The following is a 20,162-nucleotide window of genomic DNA, read 5'->3' on the forward strand; positions in this document are numbered from 1 at the left end:
GGGAGGGCATCATGAAAATATCTGCTTGCTATATCGCGAAAAATGAAGAGCGAAATATTGCCCGATCCTTGCAGAGTCTGGTAGACGCTGTGGATGAAATCATCGTGGTCGATACGGGATCGACGGACGGGACAAGAGAAATTGCTGAGGCGCTGGGAGCGCGCGTATTGGATTTCTCCTGGCAGGATGATTTCTCCGCTCCGAGAAATTTCGCTGTTGAAGCAGCTTCAGGAGATTGGATCGTTTTTCTTGATGCAGATGAATGGTTTGTCGAACCGCAAGGTGTGCGCAGTACAATCGAAGCGGAGATCGGTGCCGCTTCCGATCTGGAAGCGATGATGCTCCTGCGCCTGAATCTCGACGATCAAGGCAAAGAATTTTCACGTGACAGAAGTCTGCGCATATTTCGCAATGCACCATGGCTGCGCTATCATGGAAAGATTCATGAGAATGTATACAGCAGCAAAGGCCGTCTGCGAGTTTCCTATCCCGAAGGACTCGTCCTCAATCATGACGGCTATCGTGGCGGCATAATTGAGGAAAAAATCGAACGCAACTTGTCCCTGATGCTCAAGGACATTGAGAAGAATGGTCATGCGGAGCGATTTTACCCCGGACTTACGGATTGTTTCTACCACCTTCGACAATACGAACGCTGTTTGGAGATGGCATTTTCGGGGTTGGAATTCCCTACGTATCCACGAGATACCCGCAGGGGCCTTTATCATGTTGCATTGGAAGCCATGCGATCCCTTAGCCTTCCCTTGGACTTGATGTGTGATCTTATGGATTGTGCACAGGCAGAATTTCCTCATCTTCCCGAATTCTATGCAGAAAAAGGCATTCTTCTTTCGTGTAGGGGAGATCTGGAGGAGGCAGTTTGCAATTTGGAGAAAGCAGCCGTCCTTTTTGAGGCTGCTCGGGAAGATGAGGTGTTTCCGTACTTTTATAAGGGCGGTGGGATTGCCTATGAACGTCTTGCACAGATCTATCGCGTTCTGGGGCGTTATGATTTGGCAGCCTTGAATTTTCTGAAAAGCAGCTGCTTTTGTGGAGTGATGCCTCCTTCTGCAAAGGAACTATTGGAAGAAATGTGCCGCATTTGTGGGATTCAGATGAAGGAATTTGCAGGGAATGGGAGCACGATGATGCTTCCCGCCTTGCTGCAGAAGCGTTTGCTGCAGGGCAGGCGGTCGGCTTCACCTGCTATGGCACGGATGTGCCGCTGTGGTTTGCTTCTTGTGGCAGCGGCTCGTGTGCCGCGGGCAAAGGCAGAAATGCTCGCTTTTTTGCCAAAGACTTTGCAGGAAAAGTGGAACGGCTATGAGATTGTGAAGAAGAAAAAGGAGATCGATGATGCGCATATCGGCATGCTGGATTACACGAAATGAGGCGAAGAATATAAGCTCTTCCATCGCAAGTGTCGCAGCGAGTGTAGATGAGATTGTTGTCTACGATACAGGATCAGAGGATGATACGTGCCGCATCGTAGAGAAGATTCCCAAGGCAAAGCTCTTTCGAGGTTCTTGGCATGACGATTTTGCGGCAGCACGAAACGAGGCGCTTTCCCATGCGACAGGCGATTGGGTCGTCTTCCTCGATGCAGATGAGCGCTTTTCCGAAGAAACGCGGGGGAATTTGCGCGTCATCCTTGAAGAAGCAAAGGAATATGATGCGCTTGCCGTAAAGATCGTGAATCTTGATATCGACGGCGAGAGGGAGCGACGAATCGATCACACCTACGTCGTGCGTGCTTTTCGGCGTTCAACTGAGATTCGCTATGTGGGGCGTATCCACGAGCACATTGAGCGAAAGGGGGAGGAACTGCGGCTCGCATTCATCCCGGAGGCCATGTTGGTGTTGCTTCATACGGGCTATACGGAGAGCCGCTTGAAAGGAAAGGCGGAGCGCAATTTGAAACTCCTCCTGCGGGAATTGAAGCAGACGGAAAGTCCGCAGGATCTCTATCGCTACCTGGCTGAGGCGTATGAGGGCGTGGGTGATACGGAACGCGCCCTTCATTATGCGAGGCTTGACGTTGCGGAGGGACCTCGTCCTGTGATCTTCGCCAGTCGCTGCTATCGCATGCTGCTTTATATGCTGCCGGAAGGAGAGGAGCGCACCCGATTGTTGGAGAAGGCCGTGCGGGACTTTCCAGGCCTGCCGGAGTTTCACGCTGAATATGCTGAGCATCTCGCGCGCGATTTGAGATTTTCGGAGGCGGCAGAGGTGATGCAGCAAGCCTTTCGTGCCTATGCTGAGCATGAGGAAGATGGCGAAGCCATGGAGTTTGATGATGCGATGCTCGCCGTGGCGAAGGAGCGCACAGCCCTTTGGCAGAAGATCGCGGAAAGGGAGAAGACGCTCAAAATCTCGGCCTGCACCATCGCGCGTGATGAGGCGCATGATCTGCCGCGCTGGCTCGAAAATACGGCGGTTTACAGCGATGAGCGCATCGTCGTTGATACGGGATCTGAAGATGATACGAAGGCACTTGCGGAGGCGGCGGGGGCGCGTGTTTACGATCATCCATGGAGCGATGATTTTGCAGCGGCAAAGAATGCGGCTCTTGCTCATACAACGGGAGAATGGGTCGCTTTTCTAGACGCCGATGAGTATTTTGCTGCACCACAGCAGGTGCGGCCGTATCTTGCCGCACTTTCCGTCGAGCAGCCGGAGATCGAGGCGGTCATGCTGACGATCGTAAATCTTGACGAGGATGATCGACTCAGGGAGATCCAGCGCTTTCCAGCCATACGTCTCTTTCGGCGCAGGAAGGATATTGTCTTTGTTGGCCGAATTCACGAAAGCATTTGCAAGATGGATGGCAAACTTGAGATCAAAATGGAAAGAAGGCATCTGACCGTCCATCATCTCGGCTACTCATCGGGGCGCGTGATGAAGAAGATGGAGCGCAATTTTTCCCTACTGCAGGAAGATATCAAAGAAAACGGCGAACAGGACAGGCACTACCGTTATTTGGCAGACTGCTACATCGCTTTTGGCGATTGGAGAAAGGCGCTGTACTATGCTCTGGCGGCGCTCGATTCTTCAGCGACTGCCGTCGGCAGTGACAGCGATATGTATCGAACGGCGCTGCGTGCGATGCGCGAATGCCGAATGTCGGCTCAGGATATGCTTTCCCTGGCAGAAAAAGCGGCGGAGGAATTTCCAAGTCTGCCCGATTTTCATGCGGAAAAGGGCAGGATTCTCTTTTCGTCAGGAAGACTCAAGGATGCTGCTGCTTGTCTTGAACAGGCACTCGATATTTTTACACATGAAAATGACGCAGGACAGGCCACGCGCTTTGTGGCGGAGGCTCCCGTCGCCTGGCGCGAGCTGGCAGAGATTCGCCTCGCTCTCGGCGAGAAGGAAAAGGCGAAGGCGGCGATCACTTCCTCCCTGCGCCTCAACCCGTTCAGTGAGGAAGCGCTCGGGCTCTGGCGGAGAATCTGGGGTGTCCCTTGCGGTGAGGAACTGTACAAGTTCTTCCCGCATACGCCTGAAGCGCTGCGCTTTCTGGCGCGTTGGGCGATTTCTGCGGGAGAGGCCCAGCTCGCGGCTGATGTTGCTGCAGAGCTTACAGACCGCTCGGGTGAATATTTGCCCGAGGCGGCATGCCTCGTTGCTTGGCAGGTGCAAGATTGGGAAAAAATGGCAGATGTGGCGATGGAGAACGTTGCCGCTGTGATGCAGGAACTCTTCCTCGTGCTGCTGCTGGCGCTGGCCAAAGGGGATTCCGTGCGTGTACATGCATCGGAGATGCAGTCTCTTCTGCCTGAGCTGCAGGAGATCCTGTGCAGTTTTGCCAAGAATCAGCCGATCAGCGCAGACCTTTGGGAAGAGTGCCGGGCGTTCCTTCCCGTGCTTGCACAAAGACTGCCGAACGAAGTCCTGCTGCGATACGTCAGCATTCTTTCTGCACTGACGCCAGAAAAGAAGTGCGAGGCGGCGACGCTCCTTTTGACAGCGGAAAAGTGGCAAGCCGCTATGGCTCTTTTGGCGGAGATTCCTGCAGATTCTCCAGCAGCAGATGATGCCTTTTGGCATGACACAGGCGTCGCTTTTTATCAAATGGGAGACTTTCCTGCAGCGCGCGAGTGCTTTTCGCGTGCGCGGGCTTTGGGTTCAGCGGCGAAAGATATCGCCGCCTATGAAGCATGGATGAAGGGAGTCGGAGCATGAAGCTTTCCGCCTGCGTGATCGTGAAGAATGAAGAAGAGAATATCGGCACGTGGCTCTCTTCAATGAAGAAGATTGCTGACGAGATGATTGTCGTCGATACTGGCTCGACCGATCGTACGGTCGAGATGGCGAAGGCGGCGGGCGCACGCGTCTTTCATCATGCGTGGCAGAATGATTTTGCCGCCGCGAAGAACTGCGCGTTGGAAAAGGCGAAGGGCGACTGGATCCTCTTCCTTGACGCTGACGAATATTTCAGTCCGCAGACGATTGCCAAGGTGCGCCCGCTCCTCATGGAGGTGGAGAAAAGCACGAAGCCCATCGTCGGCGTGATCTGCCGGCTCGTCAACATCGACAAGGATCAGGGGAACCGCTTTACGGGAGCAATCTTCCAACTGCGCATTTTCCGCAATAGTCCCGACCTTCGCTACGAGGGCAAGATTCATGAGCATGTTGTAGATGCTCGTAGGGCGGAGCATGAGATGTTCGCGACGCCGGAACTTGTGATTTTCCATACAGGCTATTCACAGCATCTCGTACAAAAAAAGCTTGAGCGCAACCTCGAATTCCTGCGACAAAAGGAAGAGACGGAGGGCGAGTCGACGGATGACGCTCTGCATTATATGGATTGCTACTATGGCTTGGGCGATTTTGCCAAGGCGGAAGAATATGCACGCAGAGCGATTGAAAGCAAGATCATCTATCTGGGGCGTGAAGGTGCTGAGTACTGGGGATTGACGCGCGCTTTGCTTGCCCAGAAGCGGCCGAAGGAAGAGATCGTAGCCGTCCTGGAAAAGGCAATGGAGAAGTACCCTGATCTCGCAGAGTTTCCCATGGAGTATGGACTCTTGGCATGGGAGGAGCACGACTATCTGCTTGCAGAAAAGATGTTCCGCCTTGGCATGAAGCTCAAGGAGAAGGCGCCTGCGTCGCTTCGATCGGACAACTCGCTGCAGATGTTTCCCTTTGTCTGTGCATCTCTTGGAAAGATAGCGGCAATGCAGGGAAGAGCGGACGAGGCATTCGATCTTTTCCTGCGCGGTCTCAGGGAATATCCGTATGACGAGGGGCTTTTCCTCGCCCTTTACGATGCTCTCGCAGGCCAGGAAGCGGCGGACGTCATCGCACTTTTCGATACACTCTACGACAGGGAGCACGATGCGCTGTTCCTTACGAGGGCTTTACGCGCACGGGAGGCGACGCCGATCGTGCTTTACTATGCGCGATTTTTGCCGCAGGATCAGAAGGATGAAGCATATCTCTACATGGCAGCGAATCGCATGGATGCCGCAGCGGTGGAATTTTCTGCACGGCTCAAGAGCTTTTCTTCTGTGCTCGCCGAGGCGAAGGGTGAGATGCACATCCTGCCCGAGATGGATGGCGCCTCGCTCCTGCTTGCCGATGCTTACCGAAAGCAGTGGCGCAGGAAGGCGCTGCCTCTCGTCAGCATCATGATCCCGACGTACAACCGCCCGAAGTTCTTCGAGCTTGCGCTCCAAAGCGCCCTGTGGCAGACGTATGAGAATCTTGAGATCATCGTCTGCGACAACAGCACGGACGATGAGACGGAAGCCCTTGTCGAAAAGTATCTGAACGATTCAAGGCTGCAATATCATAGAAACAAGGCGGCAAAGACGAAAGAGGAGAACTTCGTGCCGTTTGAGCAGCTTGCCAATGGTGAGTACCTGCAGTGGCTGATGGACGACGACATCCTGCTCGACGGCAAGATTGAGAAGATGATGCAGGCGTTTCGCGAGAATCCTGCAGCGAGACTTGTGACTTCAAGGCGTGCCCTGATTGATGACGAGGGAAGGGTTCTGCCCAATCCCTATGCGGCGAGTGTGCCTGAGATTGAAGCGGATTATTCCGTATTCGAAGGTGCAGTTGTCGGCAGGGAGACGCTGCTTGGTTGGCGTAATTTCCTTGGAGAGCCGTCTGCCGTCCTCTTTCGGCGGGCCGATCTCAAGCACCACTATTGGCATGCCGAGAGCCGCGGCTACAAGACAATTTCTGACGTGGCGATGTGGCTGGAACTTTTGGAAGGAGGAGACTGCATTTTCTTCCAGAAGCCCCTGAGCTGCTACCGGCGTCACGCGGCGCAGGAGGGGCAGCAGGAGGCTGTAATCCTCTTGAGCCGCTTGGAGTGGCTGCGGCTCATCAAGGAGTATTTTGAGCGCCGCATATACATCACGACGGAAGAAGAGTATATACAGCCATTGGAGCTTCTTTACGGCGAGTATCTAGCGGAGCGCGATCGTTTTGATCGTGCGGCGGCAGGTGACTATTGGCGCAAGTATGAAGATGCGATGCGTGGCGTGCGGCGCATCTTGGCGAAGCTGAAGGAAAAGGGGCGTGCGCATGGCAGGCAAAGAGGAAAAGGAAAAAAATAGGCTGCGCGAAAGAATCGGTGACTGCCTTGCCGTACGCGATTTTGACGGTGCGATGGACGCTGTGCGTGAACTGGCAGAGGATAAGTCGGCAGAGGCAGAAGCGCTCGGTGCCGCCGCGAGCATCCATATCGAGGCGGGCGACTTTGCGGGGGCAGTTCCTCTCGTTGCGGCGCTTCTGCAGAAGGAGCCGCAGTCCGTCTACGGCGCGTTCCTCCATGCGCGAATCCTCTTCGCTGAGGGGAAACCGCTCTCGGCATATGACGCGCTGACGTCACTCCTGAAGCGCGAGGAAGGACTCGCACCAATCTACGTCGAGAAGGTTTGCAACCTTCTCGGGCAGACGGCGCGTATCATGGGATTGGCAGAAGAGGCTGCTGCCGCTTACAAAAAGGCGGCGTCTGCGGCAGAGACTTTCGAGCTTCGCAGGATGGAGTGGAGCAATGTTCTCTTCGCGCTGCATTTTTTGCGCGTGCCGCAGCAAGAAGTGTATCGTGCGCATTGTGCCTACGCTGAGCTTTTCCGCGATGTGCCGCCGTTCCTCCACCGCCTTCGACAGAAGCGGCGCAAGATTCGCATCGGCTATATCTCGCCCGACTTGCGCCGCCATGTCGTGCTGCGCTTCGCCGAGGCGCTTTTCACGCATTACGATGCCGAGCGCTTCGAGGTTTACTGCTACCAGAACGGCCCTGAGGACGAGGAGAGCCGCCGCATCATGCATCTCGTCGACAAGTGGCACAACATCTCGCCGCTCTCACCCTCGGAGGCGGCGCGGCGCATCTACGAGGACGGCATCGACGTCCTCGTAGATCTCGCCGGTCATACGCGCGGCACGGCGCTTCCTGTGCTCGCTCATCGCCCTGCGCCCGTGCAGATGTCAGGCATCGGCTACTTCGCGACGACAGGGCTTCCCGCGGTCGACTATATGATCGGCGACGTATGGCTCGACGGTGCGCCGGCGGGCATCAAGGAAGCGCCGTTCTTTACGGAGAAACTGCTCGTGCTTGCACATACGCACCTCTGCTATACGCCCGAGGCGGACGCACCGCCTGCGGGCGCTGCGCCATGCCTGCGGAAAGGCTTCGTGACCTTCGGCAGTTTCAATGCCTTCGCCAAGGCTTCGGACGAGACGCTCGCGGTGTGGGCGCAGATTCTTGCAGCAGTTCCGAACGCGCGTCTGCTCTTGAAATCTGCCGCCTTTTCGAGCGAGGAGGGATGCGTCGCCGCACTTGAGCGGTTGCAAGCGGCAGGCATCGAGCCTGCACGCGCCGAGCTGCGCCCCGATACTCGTGAATACCTACATGAGTATCACGACGTAGACATCGCTCTCGATCCGTTCCCCTATCCCGGCGGCGGCACGACGTTCGACGCGCTCTACATGGGTGTTCCCGTCGTCACGCTCAAGGGAGATTCGCACGGCGCGCGCTTCGGCTTCAGCATCCTCGCCAATCTCGGGTTGGAGGATCTGGCGGCAGCGGATGCGGCAAGCTATGTAGAGAAAGCTGTGGCGCTGGCGAAAGATGCGGAGCTTCTTGCCGCCCTGCACGGGAATCTGCGCTCCATGATGGAAAATTCGCCTCTGATGGACGGCGCTTCTTATGTCGCCGCTCTCGAAGCCGGCTATGAAACGACACTCGCCGCGCACGATGCGACTGAGACGCTTCCTTCCCCCGAAGAAGCTGCGAGGCTCGCCATTGCGCTCAAACGCTTTTTTGCGGCAGGGGACTTGCGTCAGGCGCTTGCCGCTGCCGACGCGCTCCTTGCTGCAGGCAGGGCATCGCGCGATGTATGGCGGCTTCTGGCAGGGCTTTACGTCGATGCCGAAGAGGGGGAGAATGCCGCGCGTGCGGCTGGACTGTACCTTGCAGACAAGGCGGATAGCTTTGGCTTTCTCTTGCGTGCGCGCGCCGTATTCCTGCTCGGCCGTTGGCGCGATGCGCTCGAAGATGCACGCCGTGCACTCGCCCTCGGCACACTCTCACGTGGGGAGCAGGTGCTCGCGCACAACCTCGTCGCGCGCATCTGCCGCAGTATGGGTGAGATTGAAGAAGCTCTGTGCGCGGAGAAAGCGGCGTTTGATGTCGCCGATACGCTCGAAGACAAGGCGGCATCATGGAGCAACTACCTCTTCGCCCTGCACTATGTCGAGCGCGAGCCGCGCTTCCTGCTCGATGCGGCACGCCGCTACGGAGAGCTTTTCAAAGACGTGCCGAGATGGAAGGGAACGCCGAAGCGGCGCGAGAAGATTCGCGTCGGCTACATTTCGCCCGACTTCACGTTCCATATCGTCGCGCTCTTCAGCTTCGCCTTTTTCACGCACTTCGACAAGACCCGCTTCGAGGTCTTCGGCTACTCGCTTGCGGGAGAGAATGCGATGGCAGAGGAGCTTTCTTCTCATGCGTCGGCTTGGCGCTATGTGGGCGGCGAGACTCCCGCAGAGATTGCGGAGAGGATTCGCGCTGATGAGATCGACATCCTCTTTGACCTCGCGGGGCACAGCGCAAACAATGCGCTTCCCGTGCTCGCGCTGCGTCCTGCACCCGTGCAGATCTCGGGTATTGGCTACTTCGATACGACGGGGCTTTCCGCTGTCGACTACTTCCTGACGGACGTGCATACCGATCCCGTTGGGGAAAACGACGCCTGTTTTACAGAGAAGCTTCTGCGCTTGCCCGAGAGCCACCTTTGCTATCGGGCGAGGGGAAAATCTCGAATCGCGCCTTTGCCTGCGCGGGAGAAGGGCTGTATTACGTTCGGCTGCTTCAACAACTTCGCGAAGGTCACGGACCAGGTGCTGCATCTCTGGGCGAAGATTCTCCGCACCGTGCCGCGCTCGCGTCTCTTCCTCAAGACGGCAGCGTTCGATGCGGCGGACGGCAGGCAGGAGGCGCTCCGCCGCATCGAGGCGGCGGGCATCGACCGCGCACGCGTCAATATGGAAGGCCATACGGCAGAGTACCTCGCGGCATACGGCGAGGTCGATATCGCGCTCGATACATTTCCATACCCGGGCGGTGGTACGACGTGCGACGCACTCTACATGGGCGTGCCCGTCGTCACGCGGGCAGGCGTGCGCCATGGCGCACGCTTCGGCGTGAGCATTTTGGCAAATCTCGGTCTTGTCGACGCTTGCTGTGCGCATACGGCGGACGAATATGTGGAGAAAGCGTGTGCGCTTGCCGCTGATGTACAGGCGCTCGCCGTCCTACGGCGTACCTTGCGCACGCGCATGGAGGCGTCTCCCCTCATGGACGCCGCGCGCTACATGCTCGATCTCGAAGCGGCGTATGAAAAGATCTGGGCGCATCGGCTCGGAGAAGATGAGGGAGAGGTACGCAAGGCGCTTGTGCTCAAGATGGAAAAAGAGACGGATGCGGCCTTCAACGCACGCGATTGGCGGCGTTTTCTCTCTGTCGCCGCACGTCTTATGGCTCTCCATTCTGCCTCGGGGCGGCTCTTGATGAGCATGGGCTTTGCCGCCCTGCAGCTGCAGCAAGTGGCACGGGCACGCCTTTATCTTGAAATGGCGCTTGAGAAGGCGCAGGAGGAAGAGCCGGAAATCCTGCAGCTTCTCGCCGAAGCGCAGAAGCTGTCGGGCGATCATAAGGCGGCGCTCGCGAGTTTGAAAAAGGCGGCTGCGCTGACGGAAAAGACGCACGAGACGCGCCCCTTCCGCTATCGTCTTGCGCTTGCACATGGTCATGCCGCATACATGCTCGGCCATGCCGACGAGGCTGCTGCAGCCTATCGGGAGGCTTCCGACTTAGCAGAGAATCTTCGCGCACGCACGGCAGCCTACAGCTCGCATCTGCTCGCTTTGCACAATACAGCGATTGGGCGGGAGGCGCTTTTTGCTGCGCATCGAGATTATGAGAGGATTCTAGAAGGGATCGAGCCGCTTGCCGCGCGAATTTTACAGACACGCAGCAAGATTCGCATCGGCTACGTGTCGCCCGATTTTCGCCGACACGTCATGTTCTCCTTCATCTACGGCCTTTTCGTACGCTTCGACCGTATGCATTTTGAGATCTATGCGTATTCGCTCGCAGAGGAGGAGGACGGCTTCACCGCTGCCCTAAAGGAGCACGCGACGGCATGGCGTGAGATGGCGGGACTTTCCTATGCTGAAATTGCCGAAAGGATTCGTGTCGATGAGATCGATGTCCTCGTCGACCTCGCAGGGCACAGCGCGGGCGGCGCACTCCCCATATTCTGCTATCGTCCCGCTCCCGTGCAGGTTTCGGGTCTTGGCTATGTCAATACGACGGGGCTTTCCTCGGTCGATTACTTCCTCACGGACGATATCGTCGACCCGCCGGGAAGACATGATGCGTTCTTCACGGAAGAGCCTGTATGCCTGACGAGCCAGTTCCTCTACACGGCGAAGAGCGATGTGCCGGATCCTTCGAGTGCACCATGCAGACCATGCAGAGTGAAAGGATATATCGTTTTCGGTGTTTTCAACCACTGGTACAAGGTCACGGAAGAAATGCTCTTTTGCTGGCGCGAGATCTTGGAGCGCGTGCCGAAGAGTCGTCTGCTCATCAAGTGCCAGGAGCTTTTTGCGCCAGAGATGCGAGAAGAGGTGCTGCGTCGCATGGTAAAGGCGAAGATCGACATTGAGCGTGTCGACCTGGAGCCTGCGACGAGCGACTACATGGAGCGATACAGGACGGTCGACATCGCGCTCGACACCTACCCATACCCGGGTGGCGGCACGACGTGTGACGCGCTCTACATGGGCGTGCCCGTCGTCACGCGCTATGGCAGGCGGCGCGGCTCGCGCTTCGGACTGTCGCTGCTGAAGAACGTGGGCGTTTCGGAGCTTGCCGCTGCTGACGCGAGGTCGTACATTGAGAAAGCCGTGGCGCTCGCTCATGATGCAGATCTTCTCGATCAGCTGCATCGGACTCTTCGTGCACATCTTGCTGCCTCGCCCGTCATGCAGGCTGCGCACTATATGGAGGAGTTGGAACGTTTCTATTGCACGGCAGTCGAACGAAAGAAGGAGGAGTCGGACGAAGGATGAAAGATTTTTCAAAAATCGCTGGAGAGCTTGCTGTTTTGCAGGACAAGGGGAGATGGGAGGCGGGAATCGAGCGCGTAGAATACCTGCTTAGAAGGCGTGCGTCAGAGCTTGAACGCGGTGAGAAGAGTTTCCTCTGCGGCAGGCTCGGCTACTTCCTGCATTTCGTTGGCCGCATCGAGAAGGCGGCTGCTGCTTATCAAGAGGCGGTCGCCCTTGCGCCGTACCTTGCACAGCAGAGAAAGCTCTACAGTGACTACCTCATGATTTGTCACTATCTGCCGCAGATCGGTGACGAGGAGCTTGCCATACGCCATTTCACCTATAATCAGTTTTTCCGTTCGGAGGAGGAACTGTATCACGAGCGAGAGCTTCACCGCCGCCACGAGAAGATCCGGGTAGGCTACCTCTCGTCGAACTTCAAGACGCACATCATGAGCTGCTTCATGATGCAGCTGCTCGCCATCGCTGACCGCAGTCGTTTCGAGGTCTATTGCTACGACTTTGGCAACGATTCTGATGCAGCGGCCGAGCAGATGAGATCCTTCGGTAACATTTGGCGCAGCATCGCCCTGCCTGAGGCTAAGGATCGCGCACGGGCGATTGCTGCAGATGAGATCGATATTCTCTTCGATCTCAGTGGCCATACGGACGGCGGACATGGTTTGGCGACGCTTGGCTACAAGGCGGCGCCCGTGCAGCTCACGGGAATCGGCTACATGAGCACGTCGGGGCTCAAGGCGGTCGACTACTGCCTGTCGGATATTTTTCTAGACCCAGAGGGCAAGGGCGATGCGTATTTCTCTGAAAAACTTCTGCGCCTTCCACATTCACACTTCTGCTATACGCCGTTCGAAGCCGTGTTCAAAAGTACGATTGACTGGCAGCCGCATGAACGAGTGGTGTTCGGCTGCTTCAATAACTCCGCAAAAGTTTCCGACGATATGCTGCGTCTCTGGCACACGCTCCTTATGCGTGTGCCAGACTCCAAGCTTGTGCTGAAGGCGTGGAAGCCTAAGAACTTGCGCAAAAGGGCGCTTTCTCTCGGCTATCGTCCCGATCAGATCGAGGTGCGCCCCATGACGCTCGACTATATCCACGAGTATATGGACATGGATATAGCGCTCGATACCTTTCCCTATACGGGTGGCGGCACGACGTGCGAGGCACTCTACATGGGAACGCCCGTCATCACGCTCGCGGGCACGCGCCATGGCACACGCTTCGGATTGTCGCTTCTGGAAAATGTCGGCCTTGGCGAACTGGCGGCACAGACTCCGCCAGAATATATCGAAAAAGCTGCGGCGCTCGCTTCGGACAGAGAATTGCTGACAGCGCTGCACCGAAACCTGCGTCCCATGATGCAGCGATCTCCTGTGATGGACGGCAGAGGCTATGTGCGTGAGGTCGAGACGATGTATGAGAAGATTTGGAAGGAATGGCTCGATGGGGAGAATCGTTGAGGAAAATATTGGCGTTATTCGTACTTCCTTAAGCCTATATCGAGCTTTTTCGATATAGAGACGTATGATATAATGGACGTAAAGGAAATCTAGGAGGAATATATCTTGTCAAATTGGAATACGAGAAATTCGCAGGGAACGGTGATCTCGGCAGATGAGATGAAGCGCAAGCTTGCCGCGCAGATGGCAGATGAAGAGTACGCAAAGGCGCTTGGCACGGTCGCGGCGATGATTGAAAAGGGGATTAAGGATGCCGACGCCTTTTATGATGCAGCGTACAGCTACTTCATGAGCGGTGACTATGAACGCGCAACACAGTGGGTAGATAACACGCTGAGTCTTGTGCCGCATCACGTTAGGGCGCGCATCCTGCTCGCTCGCATCTGCCTCTTGGAAGAGCGCACGTCGGACGGTCTTGCCATCTTCGAATTCGTGCTGAAAAATTATGCGGCATCCCTTTCGACAGAAGATAAGGAAGACCTTTCCGAGGTGCTCGATTACTATGTTGCGACGAAGGAAGATGAGATCCGTGCAGGTTATCCCGCCATCGCGCATTTCCTGCAGCTCGATCATGCGGCATCGGAGAAGCAGACGGAGGCATTTCAGCCGTTGGCACAGCAGGTGCAGCGCATCGAAATGCCGTTGGCGCAGCAGAAGCAGCCTGTGCAGCAAAGTGCGGCGGATGATGAGAATGAGGCTATGCGCTTGACGCAGGAAATTCTTGGGAAGGATGTCGCGCTTTCGGAGAAGGTGCGTCTTTTGAATTCGTTCGCAGGGGGGTTCTTCCTCGCAGGTTCTTTCACTGCAGCGAAGCATCTCTTAAAGCAAGCGCTTGGTCTCGATGCGCACGATGAGATGACGCTCAAAAACATGGGATATACACTCGCTGCCCTTGGAGAGCGCGATGCAGCGCTGGAACTTGCTGCTAGGATGAAAGTGCCCGACTTTGGCCTTCTGGTCGCTGTCCGTGGCTGAGGCGCATTCTTTTGCGGAGGCGATGACAAGCGTTCGTGCCCTCCTTGCTGAAGGCAGGGGAGGAGTCGCGCTTGAGGCGCTGCGCCGCTTGGCGCGAGCGCCTCTTTCGCCGCGTGCCGCCTTCGAACTGGCGGCGGCGAAAGCATCTGCCTACACCGCCTTGGGCGATGCACACGGAGTCGTCGAGGCGTACCGTGCAGCATGCTCGTCGGGCGGTGCTCTGCCGGAAGAACATCGCATGGCGTACAGCAATTATCTCTTTGCACTTCACTACTTGCCGGGTGTGGAAGATGCCCGGCTTTTTCGTGAACACTGCGGCTTTGCGGCGCTTTTTGAGGGCGTGAGGCAATATGCGCACGATGCGCTGCTTCACCGCCATGAGAGATTGCGCATCGGATATATTTCGCCGGATTTCGCCATGCAGATCAATGCTTTCTTCATCATGCCGCTTCTTGTTCATCGGACGAAGGAGCGCTTTGAGGTCTACTGCTATGACACGCGCGGCGCAGGTGACAGCGTGACGGAGCAGATGCGCTCTCTCGCGGATGTCTGGCGAGATGTGTCGTCTTTGCCTGCAGCGGAGCAGGCGGCGTGCATCCACGCGGACGAGATAGACATCCTCGTCGATCTTTCCGGTCATGCAGCGGGCGGAGAAACTCTCGCCGCTCTCGCCCATCGCCCCGCTCCCGTGCAGGTGACGGCGATCGGCTGGTTCGATACGACGGGACTGCCTGCGATCGATTATGTGCTTGCCGACCGCTTTTCGGCTACGGCAGACAACGAAGAGCTTTTCCTCGAAAAAACGCTGCGTTTGCACGATCACTCCCTGCTCTGTTACATGCCGCCGTCCTCGGTGCAGTATGTGACGAAGCGGCGCGAGCGACACGCGGCGCCGGTGTTCGGCAGCTTTAATAACTTTTACAAGATTACGCACGAGCAGCTTCTTCTTTGGCGTGAGATTGTAGAGCGTGTGACGGGCGCACGCCTCGTGCTCAAGAATACGGCAGACAGCGAGGTGCAGGAGCGCCGCATGCGCCGCATGGCGAAGCGTGCGGGATTCGCCGAGGGAATGGTCGAATTTCGGCGTGCGTCGAGCGATTACCTCGCGCAGTATCTCGACATCGATATTGCGCTCGACACCTACCCGTATCCAGGTGGCGGCACGACATGCGACGCGCTCTACATGGGCGTGCCTGTCGTCACGCGCTATGGCAGGCGCTTCGGCTCGCGCTTTGGCCTGAGTCTTTTGTCGGCTGCAGGGCTTTCGGAGCTTGCGGCAGCGACGCCTGAGGAGTATGCGGCGAAGGCCGTGTCGCTCGCTCGTGATACGGAACTTCTGACTGCGCTGCACGAGACTTTGCGTGTGCGTATGGAGGCGTCGCCTTTGATGGATGGCGCTGGCTATGCGCGCGAGGTTGAGGCGCTCTATGAAGAAGCGTGGCGGGCATGGCTGCAATAGGGAAAGCACCGTAGGAGGAGATGCGAGGGAATGAACAAGATTATCGCTATATCCCTGGTCGCGGACTGTGCTGACATCATCGAAAGCTTCGTGCGTCACACGCTGACGTATGCGGATGAGATGCTCGTGGTCGACCATGCGGCGACGGACGGCACGGGAGATGTCCTGCACGCACTTCAAGAGGAAGGACTGCCCCTTTGCATTGAGCGCTACGAGGCGGCGGAACTTCGCCATGACGAGATTATGACGGCTCTGATGCACAGGGCGTTTGACGAGTATGATGCCGACATCGTCGTTCCTGTTGATGCCGATGAGTTTCTCGTAACACAGGACGCGGCGAAACCTTGCCGTGCTGTCCTCTCGCATCTGCGCACCGATGTGACATTCTGCGCATGGCATTGGATGTACGAGTTGGAAAAACCGGAAGAAGATACAGGAAGATTCCTGCTCTCGCGCCCGTTGCGGCGAAAGAAGCGGCATGAGCCGGTACAAAAGGCGATCGTTGGGCGCGAGGCTGCACGTTCGTATCCGTTGTTGGCGCAGGGCACGCACTATCTCTACCGCATGGAAGGAGAGGAGCGCGTGCCGGCGCCTGCGCTCCCCATCAGCTTCCTGCACTTCGCGCATTTCCAATGGCGCGGCACCCTGCATACGGCGGTCAAGGTCCTGAACGGCTGGATTGGCAATGCGGCGAAGTATTCCGTGCACACGGCGCGCTGCTATTATTGGAAGGAGCACTTCGACACGGTATTCGAGGGCAGAGTGCCGCCCGTCGCACTTTCGCCGGAGGAAAGCGAGGCAGTGCAGGGATTGGTCTTGCCGCAGGGACAGATTGAACTGCGCTATACAAAAGGTGCGGCATTCTCTCCACTGCAGAGCCTGATGCGTCTATCTGAGCAGCTCGCGCAGGATTTTGCCGAGGAGCGTGTGCTTGCGCGCCGGAGGCTCGTGAGCATTGTCGTGCCGTATCTTGGGAACTTTTCTTTATGGCAGCGTTCTTTGGAAAGCGCTGCAGCACAGACGTATCCGCATATCGAAGTCGTTGCGCTTGATTTCGTAGGCGATGAAGCGCGCCTGCAGGAATCTCTGGAGGCTTTGGGAGCGCCGCATGGAATTGTTCCCGCCGTCTCTTCGGGATGGGGCGCACGGCTTTCCAGCACGGTGCGCGGAGCATACGTTCAATGGATCGTCCCCGGCGACCGGCTTCTTGCTGAGAAGGTCGTGCGGATGGTGACGACTTTGGAACTTGACGATGAACTTGATTTCGTAATTGCCGATCCAGAAGAAGCGGCGAATGAAGAGAATGATGCGTTGGAGCGCTTCGCCTTCCGCATGAGGCAGTCGCACTGCATCGTCGCCTCTGGCGCATGGCATCGCAGTTTCGTGCTCTCGGAAGGACGTTCGCCCGCAGGGGGGCTGTCGGGTACACTGCTGCGCCGCAGCGTGCTGGACGAGTGCGCGTGGTTGGAACCGGCGTTCTTCCAGGGACGCTTCTTCCCTCTGGCAGCGTTTGTCCTGCTCTTCCAAACGCGGGCGGATTTCCGTGCCGGTGTCTTCGAGATTCCTTTGCTCGCCCGCGGAATGCAGGACGCAGGCGAGATTTTATGGCATCCGGCGGAATGGGCGGCATTGCTCCTTTCGTGCGACGGCGAGGTTGACATGACGGCACGAAAGAGCGCTAGGGAGGCTCTGGCGCAGCAAGCGCAGGATATCTTTTCGCGCGAAGCTCTTTGTAGCAGAGCAGACTTTGCGTGTGCGCGCCGCGTGTTTGAGGAACTTTTTGCGGCTCTTCCCGAATGAGGCGCTGTTCCCGAAGGCAAAGGAGGATGACCGAGATTATGCAAAAAGCGCCGTACATCGCTGAGCGCGCCATCGTCCTTGCGGCGGGGCGCGGCGAGAGGATGCGTCCCTTGACCGATGAGACGCCGAAGCCCTTGGTGCGCGTCGGCGAGCGCCGCATCATCGACACTCTGCTCTCGGCGCTTGTGGCGGCGGATTACCCTGAGATCTGCATCGTGCGCGGCTACTTGAGCGAGAAGTTTGAGGCTCTCAAGGAGGAGTACCCAATGATCCGCTTCATCGATAACCCGCACTGGCACGAGGCGAACAACATCGCATCGTTGCTCGCCGTGGGAGATCTTGTCGAGAACGCGATGATCGTCGAGGGCGATCTCTTTCTGCAAAATCCCGCGCTCCTTTGCCGTGAGCAGCCAGGGACGAACTATCTGGCGATTCCCGTCGAAGAGACGGATGACTGGTGCTTCTTCCCCGATGAGGAGGGCGTCATCCGTCGCATGGCGGTTGGCGGTAAGGAGTGCTGGAAGATGGTCGGCATATCCTATTGGACGCCGAAGGATGGCAGGAAACTCTCCGAGTCTTTGCAAAGACTCTATGAGATGCCTGGCGGGTCTGAACGCTATTGGGACGAGGCGGCTCTCTCGGCCGACATCGAGGATTTCTGCGTCCGTGTGCGTGCCTGCAGCGAGAAGGATGTGCAGGAAATCGATACGGTTGAGGAGTTGGAGACGTTGAGGCGGAAGTACGGGGAAATGGAGGAGAAGTGATGGCTACGCGCGCATTTCCGCCGGGAAACGCAAGGGGAGCGGAAGTTTTTCAGGCTCTGCTGCAGAAGAGTCGCGACGGCATGTACGATGAGGCCTTTTTTGATCTTGTTGAGCAGTATCGTCAGATGTATCCGCTATCGGAGAAAACGTCGCTGTTTCTTGCTTTTTGTGCCATGAGCGAGGGATATTTTGATATCGCCATGGAACAGGTGAGGGAAGCAGAAAAAAAGAGGCGCATGTCCCTTCCTGTATGGGAGAGCCTTATCGCGTGCTGCTCGCGGCGGGGTGATGTGCGTGAGGTCGTTGTTTACAGCGGTATGGCTCGCTGCTTCTACCAGCGCCCGATGCATCTTTCACTGTCGCATGATGAATTGGAGCAGTTTCTGAGCGTGCTTTCGCGCGCTATGAGCGCGCCGCTTTACGCGCCACTGCTTACGGCGCGAGCTGTTTGGGAGGATGGCGTCCTTTCCTATCGTGCGGGATCCTTTGCGGGGGAATTCCTGCCCACGCTTTTCCATTCGGAGGAATGGCCGTATTGGGCGGGCGCCTATATTGCTGAAGAACCGCTGAACGAAAAGGGTTGGCTTCTCGAAAGGATGAAGGACGATCCGGAGTTTGCCGCGCACCAGGGGGCAGAGTTTGTTTTTGATCTCATGCGGGCGAAAAAGGTACAGGAAATCACTTTTTCGACGGGAAAAGACACATGGCTCTTGCCTGTAGCCGGCCTGTCCGCAGGGCAGGAGGCAGAGTTTGCAGGAGCTATGCAAGCGGGAAGCGTGCCTCTGGCGTACAAATCGTTTTCGTTCTTTCGCGTGGATAAGGAGATAAAAATCTCTTCCAAGGAGCCGTGGATTCTGGGGCAGCCGATTCGCTTAGGGCATAGCCCACGTCGTCATCGCCTAGTGCTCAATATCCTTGTCGACGCCCTTAGCTGGGGTGAGATCAAAAGGGAAGGCTACAGGGCGGTGCCCAATCTCATGCAATTTTTCTCCTCGGGAATCATATTCGACAATCACTATGCTGCTGCAGAATATACATACCCATCGTTGGCTGCAATGGAAACGGGCCTTTACATGCACCGCTTGCAGGTGTTTGATAACTGTTTCGGCGGGGAGATCGATAGTGGAATCAAGACGCTCTCGGAAGGCGCGGCGGAGCTCGGGTACTACTGCGTCAACGTCATGGGAGCCTCGGAGGGCGTTTACAACGGTGTCACGCGCGGCTTCCATCGGCTCATCGTCAACCCGAATCACCTGTCGTCTGCCGAGGCTGTGGAAAGGGCGATCCGCCAGATCGAAGCATTTGATGAATGCGATCAGTATGTATTCCTGCATTTTTCCGATACGCATACGCGCTCCATATTGATGGATGCCCTGCCTCTTGCGACGCAGACGCATCTGCCGCTGGAAGAGCGTTTACTGGGGGCGGAAGGCGAAAAAACGAGTGTATTTCTCTCGGAACGCGCCATTTATTCCCATGCCAATCGAGAGGGGATACGTCGGGTGGATCGGATCCTAGGGGAGTTTTTTTCGTATCTGGAGAGCCGCTTTGCGCCGGAGGAGTATGTGGTTCATCTCTATTCCGATCACGGGGTTCCCGTTTACGAGAAGGAGCCTTATCCGACGAGCGAAAACCAGGCCTGCGCTGCATTGATGCTGCGCGGCGCGGGAATTCCAAAGATCGGGCGTTGTGCGGAACTCGTGAGCGGACTCGATTTTTATCCGATTGTGGCGCACAGCCTGGGATTCTCGCCCAGCGCGTCCATCGACGGCAATCTGCCGAAAGTCTTGGGCGGTAAGGAGCGTGAATATGTGGTTTCCAGCACGCAGTTTCCCGGGCAGCCGTATCGCGTAAGCATACGCACCAAACTGCATGAATGCCGCATGGAAAGCGTTTTTCCCGTGACACCGGAAGGCACCGTCAATCTTGCGGGAGCAGCCATCGAGATTTATACGCGCGAAGGTCATGAGCAGGTGGAAGATGAGGCGCTTTACCGTTATTTTCTTTCTTTGCTCGATGACCATACACGCTCATTTAATACAGAGGGGCATGAATGGCCAGAGCACTTCATGGAAAAAGTGAAGGAATCATGGCACGCATGAGGAG

At 56.9% G+C, this 20,162-nt stretch carries 10 protein-coding genes; all 10 read left to right on the forward strand.

The annotated features are described in order from the left end of the window. Nucleotides 1-11: 11 nt before the first annotated feature. The 10 genes from RWS31_RS06150 to RWS31_RS06195 all read left to right on the forward strand — a co-directional run bounded on the left by RWS31_RS06150 (nt 12) and on the right by RWS31_RS06195 (nt 20,158). Nucleotides 12-1,391, forward strand: a complete 1,380-nt coding sequence (locus RWS31_RS06150) for a glycosyltransferase family 2 protein (RefSeq protein WP_314596747.1) — start codon at nt 12-14, stop codon at nt 1,389-1,391. Beyond that, complete coding sequence (locus tag RWS31_RS06155; RefSeq protein WP_314596748.1) at nt 1,357-4,185, forward strand: glycosyltransferase; 2,829 nt, start codon at nt 1,357-1,359, stop codon at nt 4,183-4,185. Before RWS31_RS06150 ends, RWS31_RS06155 begins: the two co-directional genes overlap by 35 nt. After that, the gene (locus RWS31_RS06160) at nt 4,182-6,572 is read left to right on the forward strand and encodes a glycosyltransferase (protein ID WP_314596750.1); all 2,391 of its coding nucleotides are present in this window, start codon (nt 4,182-4,184) and stop codon (nt 6,570-6,572) included. The genes RWS31_RS06155 and RWS31_RS06160 overlap by 4 nt, the downstream gene beginning before the upstream one ends. After that, nucleotides 6,541-11,598 (forward strand): hypothetical protein, encoded by a 5,058-nt coding sequence (locus tag RWS31_RS06165; RefSeq protein ID WP_314596752.1) that lies wholly within the window; start codon nt 6,541-6,543, stop codon nt 11,596-11,598. Before RWS31_RS06160 ends, RWS31_RS06165 begins: the two co-directional genes overlap by 32 nt. Then, a complete protein-coding gene (locus RWS31_RS06170; RefSeq protein WP_314596755.1) occupies nt 11,595-13,058 on the forward strand; it encodes a UDP-N-acetylglucosamine-peptide N-acetylglucosaminyltransferase in 1,464 nt (487 codons plus the stop codon). The genes RWS31_RS06165 and RWS31_RS06170 overlap by 4 nt, the downstream gene beginning before the upstream one ends. A gap of 105 nt (nt 13,059-13,163) precedes the next feature. Beyond that, nucleotides 13,164-14,033, forward strand: a complete 870-nt coding sequence (locus RWS31_RS06175; RefSeq protein ID WP_314596757.1) for a CDC27 family protein — start codon at nt 13,164-13,166, stop codon at nt 14,031-14,033. Nucleotides 14,034-14,055: 22 nt separating this feature from the next. Further along, nucleotides 14,056-15,492, forward strand: coding sequence for a hypothetical protein (locus RWS31_RS06180; protein ID WP_314596758.1), 1,437 nt, complete (start codon nt 14,056-14,058; stop codon nt 15,490-15,492). A gap of 30 nt (nt 15,493-15,522) precedes the next feature. Continuing rightward, nucleotides 15,523-17,292: a glycosyltransferase family 2 protein gene (locus RWS31_RS06185; RefSeq protein ID WP_314596760.1), complete on the forward strand. Its 1,770-nt coding sequence runs from the start codon at nt 15,523-15,525 to the stop codon at nt 17,290-17,292. A 38-nt stretch (nt 17,293-17,330) separates the two neighbouring features. Continuing rightward, nucleotides 17,331-18,056, forward strand: a complete 726-nt coding sequence (locus RWS31_RS06190) for a phosphocholine cytidylyltransferase family protein (protein ID WP_314596761.1) — start codon at nt 17,331-17,333, stop codon at nt 18,054-18,056. Then, entirely contained in the window at nt 18,056-20,158 is a 2,103-nt protein-coding gene (locus tag RWS31_RS06195) for a sulfatase-like hydrolase/transferase (protein WP_314596763.1), read from the forward strand. Before RWS31_RS06190 ends, RWS31_RS06195 begins: the two co-directional genes overlap by 1 nt. The last annotated feature ends 4 nt before the right edge of the window (nt 20,159-20,162 follow it).

Origin of the sequence: uncultured Selenomonas sp., assembly GCF_963528755.1 — a bacterium.
GTDB lineage: Bacteria > Bacillota > Negativicutes > Selenomonadales > Selenomonadaceae > Selenomonas.